The sequence below is a fragment of the Pseudomonas sp. D2002 genome, assembly GCF_013385735.1.
Taxonomy (GTDB): Bacteria; Pseudomonadota; Gammaproteobacteria; order Pseudomonadales; family Pseudomonadaceae; genus Aquipseudomonas.
This window is the reverse complement of sequence record NZ_JACAPL010000002.1, coordinates 428047-438894: the sequence shown is the minus strand read 5'-3', so window position 1 is coordinate 438894 and position 10848 is coordinate 428047. Positions and strand designations below refer to the sequence as shown.

9 protein-coding genes are annotated in these 10848 nt (G+C 62.6%); 5 read left to right on the top strand and 4 right to left on the bottom strand.

Annotation, left to right across the window (positions count from 1 at the left end; genetic code table 11):
• Positions 1-180: 180 nt before the first annotated feature.
• Positions 181-1329, bottom strand: coding sequence for an aldose epimerase family protein (locus HX783_RS02010; RefSeq protein WP_177015764.1), 1149 nt, complete (start codon positions 1327-1329; stop codon positions 181-183).
• Between the two features lie 138 nt (positions 1330-1467).
• Here HX783_RS02010 and HX783_RS02005 point away from each other — a divergent pair, with 138 nt between their 5' ends.
• The gene (locus HX783_RS02005) at positions 1468-2235 is read left to right on the top strand and encodes an SDR family NAD(P)-dependent oxidoreductase (RefSeq protein ID WP_177015763.1); all 768 of its coding nucleotides are present in this window, start codon (positions 1468-1470) and stop codon (positions 2233-2235) included.
• Positions 2236-2240: 5 nt separating this feature from the next.
• Here HX783_RS02005 and HX783_RS02000 read toward each other — a convergent pair whose 3' ends face one another.
• The 3 genes from HX783_RS02000 to HX783_RS01990 are packed head-to-tail and all read right to left on the bottom strand — an operon-like array spanning position 2241 to position 3875.
• Entirely contained in the window at positions 2241-2843 is a 603-nt protein-coding gene (locus HX783_RS02000; protein WP_177015762.1) for a glutathione S-transferase family protein, read from the bottom strand.
• Between the two features lie 30 nt (positions 2844-2873).
• Complete coding sequence (gene mug / locus HX783_RS01995; protein ID WP_177015951.1) at positions 2874-3401, bottom strand: G/U mismatch-specific DNA glycosylase; 528 nt, start codon at positions 3399-3401, stop codon at positions 2874-2876.
• 3 nt (positions 3402-3404) lie between these two features.
• Positions 3405-3875 carry a MarR family winged helix-turn-helix transcriptional regulator gene (locus HX783_RS01990; RefSeq protein WP_218175098.1) on the bottom strand — a complete coding sequence of 157 codons (471 nt, stop codon included), beginning with the start codon at positions 3873-3875 and terminating at the stop codon, positions 3405-3407.
• Positions 3876-4149: 274 nt separating this feature from the next.
• On the opposite strand from HX783_RS01990, the gene HX783_RS01985 reads away from it, so the two are divergent.
• From HX783_RS01985 to yghU, 4 genes are read left to right on the top strand one after another with little or no spacing between them, the layout of a single operon-like run.
• Complete coding sequence (locus HX783_RS01985; protein ID WP_177015761.1) at positions 4150-7329, top strand: efflux RND transporter permease subunit; 3180 nt, start codon at positions 4150-4152, stop codon at positions 7327-7329.
• Position 7330: 1 nt separating this feature from the next.
• Positions 7331-8500, top strand: coding sequence for an efflux RND transporter periplasmic adaptor subunit (locus HX783_RS01980; RefSeq protein WP_177015760.1), 1170 nt, complete (start codon positions 7331-7333; stop codon positions 8498-8500).
• A complete protein-coding gene (locus HX783_RS01975) occupies positions 8493-9938 on the top strand; it encodes an efflux transporter outer membrane subunit (RefSeq protein ID WP_177015759.1) in 1446 nt (481 codons plus the stop codon). Before HX783_RS01980 ends, HX783_RS01975 begins: the two co-directional genes overlap by 8 nt.
• A gap of 2 nt (positions 9939-9940) precedes the next feature.
• Positions 9941-10777, top strand: coding sequence for a glutathione-dependent disulfide-bond oxidoreductase (yghU, locus tag HX783_RS01970; RefSeq protein ID WP_177015758.1), 837 nt, complete (start codon positions 9941-9943; stop codon positions 10775-10777).
• The last annotated feature ends 71 nt before the right edge of the window (positions 10778-10848 follow it).

Genomic DNA, 10848 nt, shown 5'->3' with positions numbered 1-10848 from the left:
TCCAAAGCCGGAGTGAGGGCATGTCGAGCCTAGGCGAGACACCGAGTGGTGGGGCAAGAGCGTTTTGCTTACTTTTGCGCTGTTCAAAAGTGAGCCGCCGTAAGGGCGGAACCAATAGCCGCCGTTACCGCAGCAACGGATATGTCCCAGCACCCCTCACCAGCAATCCAGCCCCACAGTTTAATCGGCGGAGAATTTCAAGACGGTGTTGTGAGTGTAAGTCTGCCCTGGGTTAAGACGGGTCGAGGCAAACGTCGGCTGATTCGGCGCATCCGGGAAATGCTGGGTCTCCAGGGTAAACGCGCTCCAATGCGCATACACCTTGCCTGCCTTGCCCTTCACCGTGCCATCCAGGAAGTTGCTGGTATAGAACTGCACGCCAGGTTCGGTGGTGTAGAGCTGCAAACGCCGACCTGAAGCCGGGTCGTGCACCTCGACGGCGAGTTTGTTGATATCGCCCTTGTTATCCAGTGCCCAGTTAAAGTCAAACCCGCCTTGTTTCGGCTCGGCAAACTTGAGCTGTGGGTGGTCGTCCTTGATGTGCTGGCCGATCGGCGTGGGCTTGAGGAAGTCCATCGGCGTGCCTTTGACCGGCGCCAGTTCGCCGGTCGGAATCAAGGTGGCATTCACCGGCGTGTAGTGGCTGGCATGCAAGGTTGCGACTTGCTTGAGAATGTCGCCATTGCCCGCGCCGGCAAGGTTGAAGTAGCTGTGGTTGGTGAGGTTCAGCACCGTCGGTTTGTCGGTGGTGGCTGTGTAGGCGATGTGCAGTTCGTTTTTATCGTTGAGGCTGTAAGTGACCTCGGTCTTCAAGTTGCCGGGGAAGCCCATCTCGCCGTCCTTGGACAGGTAGCTCAGCTTCACGCCGACCGAGTCCTTGCCCTTGATCGGCTCGGCTTGCCACACCTGTTTGTCGAAACCCTGGGCGCCGCCGTGCAGCGAGTTGGGGCCATCGTTGAGCGGCACCTGGTAACGCTTGCCGTCGAGTTCGAAGGCACCGCCCGCCAGGCGATTGCCGAAGCGCCCGATGGTCGCGCCAAAAAATGCCGTGCCGCTCTGATAGCCCTGCACGTCATCGAAACCGAGGACCACGTCATCGACCTTGCCGTGTTTGTCCGGCACTTTCAGCGACTGCAACACGCCGCCGTAGGTGATCACCGTGGCTTGCATGCCATGGCTGTTGCGCAGGATGTATTGTTCGACGGCGGTGCCGTCATTGGTTTTGCCGAACGGTTTGTGTTCACTGCTAAGCCCGGCCGCCTGGGCGCCGCCGCTGGCGATCAGCATGGATAAGGCGAGGCCCGAAAGCAGGTGTCGAGGGTGCTTCATGGTCGAACTTCCTTTTGTTGTTTTGAGTGGAATAGTTCTACTAATGTGCGATATTTCGTCGAGTTGACAGCGAATTTATAGCCTTAAACGCCAGATACGCCAAATAAAATAAGACTAATTGATCGAGGCACACGTTATATGAGTACTGCACACGCCGTTTATCCGGACCTGAAGGGTAAGACCGTATTGATTTCCGGAGGTGCCTCGGGCATTGGCGAATTCGTGGTGCGCGCCTTCGCCGCGCAGGGCGCCAAGGTGGCTTTTGTGGACCGCGCGCAAAGCCAAGGCGAGCGGCTGGCGGCGTTGTTGAGTGCCCAGGGGCATAGCATCGAGTTTGTGTGCTGCGACATCACCGATGAAATCGCCTACAAGGCCGCGATAGCGCGTTTTGAGCACACGCTGGGGCCGATCACTGTGCTGGTGAACAACGCCGCCAACGATGTGCGTCACACCTTGGAAGAAGTCGATTCGGACATGTTCGACAAGCTGATCGCGGTCAACCTCAAGCACGCATTCTTCGCGGCCAAGGCCGTGGTGCCGATGATGAAAGGCGCTGGCGGCGGGGCCATCATCAACCTCGGCTCGGTCGGCTGGATGATGGCCTCCGCCGGCTACCCGGTGTACGCCGCCAGCAAGGCCGCCGCCCACGGCATGACCCGCGCGCTGGCACGGGAATTGGGCCCCAATCGTATTCGGGTGAATACCTTGGTGCCGGGTTGGGTCATGACCGAAAAACAACTGGCGATGTGGGTCGACGATGCGGCCAAAGAGCTGATCAGCCGCAGCCAGTGTTTGCCCGGCAGTGTGCTGCCCGAGCACATCGCCAATATGGCGTTGTTTCTTGCCTCGGACGCATCGGCGATGTGCTCGGCGCAGAACTTTATTGTGGACGGCGGTTGGGTGTAGGCCGGTTATTCGAGGGCGTACTTCTTGAAGGCTGGGTGTTGTTCCAGTTGACTCGCAAGGCGCTGCAGCTTGGGAAAGGTCTCGGCCTTGAGCACTGACGGCAGTTTGAGCTGGGTGAACGACCACGTGACGGCCGCCGTCAGTGCGGCCTGGCTCGGGCGTTCGCCGCCGGGCTGGGGCAAGTGTTTTTCCAGCAGTGTGTAAGCGGCCAGCAACTGCCCGGTCACGCGGTCGAGCCACGGCTCGTGCAGTTTCTCGGCTGGGCGCAGCAGGTGCTCGTAGACGATCTGCACAGTTTTCTCACACGCCGCCAGGGCCAGGCCGAGCACTTGCAGGTCCTTGGCCAGCGCGTCGGGGTTGGGTGGCAGGAGTTTCTTGTCGGTTGGCGCCAGGCGTTCGAAGTAGTCGAGGATCAGGCTGGAATCCATCAACACCGTGCCATCGTCCAGCACCAGCGTAGGCGCCTTGACCACCGGGTTGATCGCGGAAAATTCAGCGTAGGTGCTGAACACCGAAAGCGCCTCGTGCACGAAATCCACCCCGTACAGCTCCAGGGAAATTGCCACGCGACGTACGTAAGGCGAGTCCAGCATGCCGACCAGTTTCATGAAGCCTCCATTGCTCATACGGTGTTGGGCTCACGAGATTAAGGGCACGGGGCCGGGCTGCGCAATCGCCTCGCGCAGTTGCTGATAAGCCTCTACCAGTTGCGCCAGGCTGAACGCCAGGTTGCGCCCGCTCGGGTTGGGCAGCACCCACACCGTGGCGCCGCCGAGTGCCTGCGGTTGAGGCCCCCACTCAATCTGCCGCCGGCCGCACAACGCGCTGTAGCCGGGCTTGCCTAGGAACGCCACGCAGCGTGGCCGGCAGTCGCGGATCTTCTGTTCAAACGCGCTCGCCGCATCCTTGAATTCATGCCGTGCCAATTCCCCCGCGCTCGCCGTTGGGCGCTCCACCAAGGTGGTCAGGCCGCAGTGATAGTCGAGCAGAGTGCGCCCATCCTCCGGGCGAATTTCATGCGGGGTAAAACCCGCCAGGTGCAACGTGCGCCAGAAGCGGTTGCTGCGATTGGCAAAGTGCTGGCCGAGGGCGGCGGAGCCTTTGCCGGGGTTGATGCCGCAGAACACCACGTGCAGGTGCTCGGCGAGGATGTCGTCGAGGTGGATGGCTTAATCGTCCTTGGCCAGCAGGGTGCGGGCAAACTCATCGGAGGCGATAAAGTCCAATGTCTGGCGCAACTGCGCTGCCGCTTCACGGCCGAACGCCTGATCAAAGCGCTCGGCCATTTTGTTCGAAATACGCTTGGCCGCCGCGTGGGTGCGCTTGCCGTGTTCGGTGAGCAGCACGCGGCGCGTGCGGCGGTCGAGTTCGTCCACCTGCAGTTCCACCAACCCATCGCGCACCAGCGGCTTGAGCGTATGGCCGAGGGCGGACAAGTCCATCACCAGGGTCTGGGCCAGCTCGCCCATTTTTGGCGTACCGGCTTTGGCGATACGGTTGAGCACGGCGAATTGGGTGGCTTTCAAGCCGCACGGCGCATACGCCTCGTCATAGATCTGGCCCAGGCGGCGGGACGTGCGGCGCACGGCACCGTTGACGCAGGCGCTGGGGCTATCGGAGCAAGGCGGGGCAGATTTCAAGGGCAGATACTCTCTGATACAAAACACGACGCCGGTGATTATGCCTGTGCGACCTGTCAGGACAAGGCCTTTCAGACCGAAGAAGCCTTGTAGATGAATACTGAGACAGCCTGAAACAAATTAGTTGCGTATGCCACTAAATTCGATATCGTGGCATATGCCTCTTTGTGACTCGGATGTCGTTGCAATATCCCCAGGAAGCGCATGGGGCGAGGCGGGAAAACGGCACGGCTCTGCCTGCTTGAACATCCAACCCCTGTCTGGATCACCTCCTATGCTGAGCCTCGTGCGCATCGCATTGCGGCGCCCTTATACCTTCCTGGTATTGGCTATTTTCATCCTGATCATTGGCCCGTTGGCGGCCTGGCGCACGCCGACCGACATCTTTCCGGAAATCCGCATCCCGGTTATCGCCGTCATTTGGCAGTACACCGGCCTGCCGCCGGATCAGATGGCGGGGCGCATCACTTCGCCTTTTGAGCGGGTGCTGACCACCACCGTCAACGACATCCGCCATATCGAAGCGCAGTCGATGAATGGCTACGGGATCGTGAAGATCTTCTTCCAGCCCGGCGTCAACATCAGCACGGCCAACGCCCAAGTGACCTCGGTGTCCCAGGCGATTCTGCGTCAACTGCCGCCGAGCACCGTGCCGCCGCTGGTGCTCAACTACAGCGCCTCCACCGTGCCCATCGTGCAGCTCGCGCTGTCGGGGCCGGGCTTGAGCGAGCAACGCCTGGGTGATATCGGCCTGAACCAGGTGCGCCTGATGCTCACCACCGTGCCGGGTGCGGCGCTGCCATACCCGTTTGGCGGCAAGAGCCGCCAGGTGCAGATTGACCTCGATTCGGCGCGCATGCAGGCGCGCGGCCTGTCGGCGCAGGACGTGGCGACCGCCCTGGCCACGCAGAACCTGATCACGCCGGTGGGCACGCAGAAGATCGGCAGCTACGAATTCAACCTGCAACTGAACAACTCGCCATCGGATTTCCATGACCTGGAAAACCTGCCGATCAAGACCGCCGATGGCACCACCGTGCTGATCCGCGACGTGGCCACGGTGCGCGACGGCAACCCGCCGCAAACCAACATTGTGCACGTCAACGGCAACCGCTCGGTGCTGCTGCCGGTGCTCAAAACCGGTTCGGCGTCGACCTTGGGCGTAATTGCCGGGATCAAGGACAAACTCGCCGACAACAAGGCCGCCTTGCCGCCCAACTTGAATATCGACCTGATCGGTGACCAGTCGCTGTTCGTGCGCTCGGCCATCAGCGGCGTGGCCCGTGAAGGCTTGATCGCGGCGGCGCTGACCAGCTTGATGATCCTGCTGTTCCTCGGCAGTTGGCGTTCGACGGTGATCATCGCCACCTCGATTCCATTGGCGATCCTGGCGTCGATTGCGACGCTGTCGGCGCTTGGCGAAACCCTCAACATCATGACCCTCGGCGGCCTGGCGTTGGCCGTCGGTATCCTGGTGGACGACGCCACGGTGACCATCGAGAACATCAACTGGCACCTGGAGCAGGGCAAGCCGGTGGAAACGGCGATCCTCGACGGCGCGGCGCAAATCGTCACCCCGGCGTTCGTGTCGCTGCTGTGTATCTGCATCGTGTTTGTGCCGATGTTCTTCCTCGACGGCGTGGCGCGTTTCCTGTTCGTGCCGATGGCCGAAGCGGTGATTTTCGCCATGATCGCCTCGTTCATCCTCTCGCGTACGCTGGTGCCGACCCTGGCCAACTACCTGCTCAAACCCCATGTGCACGGCGAAGACGGGCACGCGCCATCGCGCAATCCGCTGGTGAATTTCCAGCGCGGTTTTGAACGGCGTTTTGAAGGGTTTCGCGAGCGTTACCATGGCGTCCTGGACAGTGCCTTGCACCATCGCCGCACGGTGGTGATCGGCCTGCTGGCGTTTGTCGCGGTGTCGTTTGCGCTGGTGCCGTTCCTGGGCCGCAACTTTTTCCCCGAGGTCGATTCCGGGCTGATCCTGCTGCATGTGCGCGCCCCGGTGGGCACGCGGGTGGAAAGCAACGCGCACCTGATCGCCGACATCGAAAACGCGATCCGGCGCAAAGTCCCGGCCAACGAACTCAAGGCCTTGGTGGATAACATCGGCCTGTCCATCAGTGGCATCAACGTGGTGTACAACAACACCGGCACCGTGGGTTCCCAGGACAGCGACATTCAGATCAGCCTCAACGAGGGCCACCGCCCGACCGCGGAATACATGCGCATACTGCGCGAAACCCTGCCACGGGAATTCCCCAGTGCGGTGTTCTCGTTCCCGGCCTCGGACATTGTCGGGCAGATCCTCAACTTCGGCTCATCGGCGCCCATTGACCTGCAAATCACCGGCAATAACCTGGCGGGCAACTTCACGTACGCCAGCGCGTTGCTGCGCGATATTCGCCGCGTGCCGGGGGTGGTCGATGCGCGTATCCAGCAGTCGCGGCAACTGCCCACGTTCAATATCGACGTGGACCGCACCCGTGCGCAATTGGTCGGCCTGACCGAGCGCGACGTGACCAACAGCCTGGTGGTCAACCTTGCCGGTTCCAGCCAGGTGGCACCGACGTTCTGGTTGAACCCGGCCAACGGCATTTCCTACCCGATCGTCATGCAAACGCCGCAGTACAGCCTCGAAAGCCTGGCGGCGCTGCATAACCTGCCGCTCAGCGGCAGCGGCGGGGCGGCCACCGACCAGACCTTGGGCGGCCTGGCGAATATCCAGCGCAGCCACAGCAACTCGGTGTTTACCCAGTCGGATATCCAGCCGGTGGTCGAAGTGCTGACGGCGATCCAGGACCGCGACCTCGGTGGCGTCGCCGCCGATATCCAGAAGATCATCGCCGCTCATGCCGGTGAGGTGCCGACCGGCTCCAAGGTGATCTTGCAGGGCCAGGTGCAGACCATGAACGCGGCCTTCAGCGGTTTGCTGTTCGGCCTGCTCGGCGCGGTGGTGCTGATCTACTTGCTGATCGTGGTCAACTTCCAGTCCTGGGCCGACCCGTTTGTGATCATCACCGCATTGCCGGCGGCGCTGGCGGGCATCGTGTGGATGCTGTTTGTGACCCACACGCCGCTGTCGGTGCCGGCGTTGACCGGGGCGATCATGTGCATGGGCGTGGCCACCGCCAACGCCATCCTGGTGGTGAGTTTCTGCCGCGAGCGCCTGGCGGTGCACGGCGATGCGGTGCAGGCCGCGCTGGAGGCGGGTTTCACCCGGCTGCGGCCGGTGCTGATGACCGCCATTTCGATGATCATCGGCATGGCGCCCATGGCCTTGGGCCTGGGCGAGGGCGGCGAGCAGAACGCGCCGCTGGGCCGCGCGGTGATCGGCGGCCTGGCGTTTGCCACCATCGCGACGTTGATTCTGGTTCCGTTGATTTTCAGTCTTGTCCACGGGCGTCGTCAGCACGCCACGCTGGCGACCACCGTTTCCCAAGGGGTTTGACATGTCCGTTTCTGCTTCTAAATCCAAGTCTTCCCGTGGCCTGCTGTGGCTGATCGTGGGCGCGGCAGTGGTGGTTGTCATCGTCGGTGTCGGCATCGGCGTGCGCGCCAGTGAATCGCGCGACCTCAAGACCTGGACCGACGCCCAAGCGTTGCCCAGCGTCAACCTGATCAAACCGGTGGTGCAAGCCCAGGGCCCGGTGCTCAACCTGCCGGGACGCCTGGAGGCGTATTCCCGCGCGTCGATCTTTGCGCGGGTCAACGGCTACCTAAAATCCTGGAATGTCGACATCGGTACGCGCGTCAAAGCCGGGCAAGTACTGGCCGAAATCGACACCCCGGAACTCGACCAGCAACTGCTGCAAGCGCGCGCCACTCTGGCCTCGGCCCAGGCCGATGAGCACTTGGCCGAAACCACCGCCAAACGCTGGCAGGCGATGCTGGCGAACGACTCGGTGTCGCGCCAGGACGTGGACGAGCGCACCGGCGACCTGACCGCCAAGCAGGCCAAGGTGACGGCGGCCAAGGCCAATGTCGAGCAGTTGGTCGCGACCAAGGGCTTCCAGCATCTGGTCGCGCCGTTCGCGGGTGTGGTCACTGCGCGCAGCACTGACGTCGGCGCCTTGATCAGCGCCGGCGGCACGGCCGGTAAAGAGCTGTTTGCGGTGGCCGATGTCAGCCGCCTGCGCGTGTATGTGCAGGTGCCGCAGACCTTCTCGCCGCAGATTCGCGAAGGCACCACGGCGCGCCTCAGCGTGCCGGAATACCGCGGTGAGACCTTCACCGGCAAAGTCATCGCCACCGCCGATGCGGTTAACGCCGCCTCCGGCAGCACCCTGGTGCAACTGCTGGTGGACAACCCCGGTGGCCGCCTGCTGCCGGGCGGCTACACCAGCGTGCAGTTCGACCTGCCGGTGCAGGCCGACGTCATCCGTGTGCCGTCCAGTGCCTTGGTGTTCGATGACAAGGGCATGCGCGTCGCCACCCTGGATGCGAACAACCATGTGCACTTCAAGACCGTCAGCATCGCCCGCGACTTCGGCGACAGCGTGGAGATCGCCAGCGGCCTGCAAGCCACCGACCGCGTGATCGACACGCCGCCGGACGGCCTGGCCGATGATGATTCGGTGCAGCTGGCCGTCGCCGCGACCGAGGGCAAACCCCATGGCTAAGCGCAACCTGCTGGGCCTGCTCGCCACCTTGAGCTTGGGCGCGTGCTCGTTGGCGCCGCCGCTCAAGGTGCCGGAAACGCCGATTGCCGCGCAGTTTCATACCCAAGGCCCGTGGACCGTCGGCGCGCCCAACGACCAGGCCAGCCGGGATGGCTGGTGGCGTATTTATAACGACCCGCAACTGGACGCGATGCAGCAGCAGTTGCTGAAAAACAACCCCGACTTGAGCGCGGCACTCGCGCACTATCAGCAGTCCCAAGGGTTTTTGGCCCAAGACCGTTCGGGCCTGTTCCCGAAGATTTCGGCCATCGGCAGCGGCCAGCGTATTCGCCAGTCGGACACCAAGCCGTTGCGTTCGGCCACTTCGCCGGATGTCTACAACTCGGCGACGCTGGGCCTGGAGGTGGATTATGAAGTCGACCTGTGGGGCCGCGTGCGCGACACCGTGGCGGCCGGCACCAGCGACTCCGAGGCGGCCAAGGCTGATTTGGCTTCGGTACGCCTGAGCCTGCAGGCGCAATTGGCCGACAGCTATATCCGCCTGCGCGGTATCGACTGGCAGAACCAGTTGCTGGAGCAGACCCGCGATGCGTACGCCAAAGCCTTGGGCCTGACCGAAGGCCTGCACGGCGGCGGGATCGTCTCCGGCCTCGATGTGGCGCGGGCGCGCACGCAGTTGTCGACGGTGAAGTCGCAGCTCAGCCAGAGCCAGGTGCAACGGGCGCTGCTGGAGCATTCGATGGCGGCGATGCTCGGTGAGTCGGCCTCGACCTACAGCGTCGCCGTGAACGTGGCGCCGATTGCCTTGCCGAATGTGCCGACCGGCGTGCCTTCGAGCCTGTTGCAACGCCGGCCGGATATCGCCGCCGCCGAACGTCGCATTGCTGCGGCCAACGCGCGGATCGGCGTGGCCAAGGCGGCGTGGTTCCCGCAGATCACGTTGAGCGCCCAAGGCGGTTATCAGAGTGACGAGTTTGCCCGCTTGCTTAGCGCGCCGAACCTGTTCTGGGCCATCGGCCCGTCACTGGTGGGCACGCTGTTTGATGGCGGCGCGCGCCAGGCCCAGGTGGACATCGCCAAGGCCGCCACCGATGAAGCAGCGGCCAAATACCGCGGCGTGGTATTGGGTGCGTTCGAGCAGGTGGAGGACAACCTGTCGCAAATCGCCGGCTTGGGCGCGGCCCTGGATGATCAGCGCGATGCGGCGGCGGCGGCGCAATATGCCGAAGACCTGTCGACTTCGCGTTACCGCCAGGGCGCCGTGGCGTATCTGGATGTGGTGACCGCCCAAGTGGCGGCGCTGGAAGCCAAGCGCAGTGTGTTGCAATTGCAAACTCAGCAATTGAGCGCCAATGTGGGCCTGATCAAGGCGCTGGGTGGCGGCTGGAATGTGGCTCAACTGGCGGCATCGACCCCTACTGAAACCAAGGAGAAGTGAGCATGACCGAGTACGTACCCCCGAAAGTCTGGACCTGGGACACCGAAAGCGGCGGCACCTTTGCCAGTATCAACCGGCCGATTGCCGGTGCCACTCATGAAAAGGAATTGCCGGTCGGCAAGCACCCGTTGCAGCTGTATTCCCTGGCCACGCCGAATGGGCAGAAGGTCACTATCTTGCTGGAAGAGCTGCTGGCCTTGGGGCATACCGGCGCGGAATACGATGCGTGGCTGATCAAGATCGGCGACGGTGATCAGTTTGGCAGTGGGTTTGTGGCGGTGAACCCGAATTCGAAGATCCCGGCGCTGCTGGATCGCAGTGGCGATACGCCGATTCGGGTGTTTGAATCGGGGGCGATTTTGCAGTACCTGGCGGAGAAGTTTGGGGCGTTTTTCCCGACTGAACCGGCGGCGCGGGCGGAGTGTTTGTCGTGGTTGTTCTGGCAGATGGGCAGTGCGCCTTATCTGGGGGGTGGGTTTGGGCATTTTTATGCGTATGCGCCGAGCAAGATGGAGTACCCGATTAACCGGTTTGCCATGGAGACCAAGCGGCAGCTGGATGTGCTGGATCAGCGTTTGGCGGTGAGTGAGTACATCGCGGGGGGTGAGTACACGATTGCCGATATTGCGATTTGGCCTTGGTATGGTGGGTTGGTCAAAGGCCGGTTGTATGGGGCTTCGGCGGAGTTTTTGTCGGTGCATGAGTATAAGCATGTGGTGCGTTGGGCGGAGGCGATTGAGGCCAGGCCTGCGGTGCAGCGGGGGCGTCGGGTGAATCGGGTTTCGGGTGCGCCCGAAGAGCAGCTGGCGGAGCGGCACGACGCCAGCGATTTGGACTGATTGGCGGTGGTGGGTTGAGTACATATCCGTTATTTAGGTAACGGCGGCTTAGGGTTCCGCTCTTACAGCGG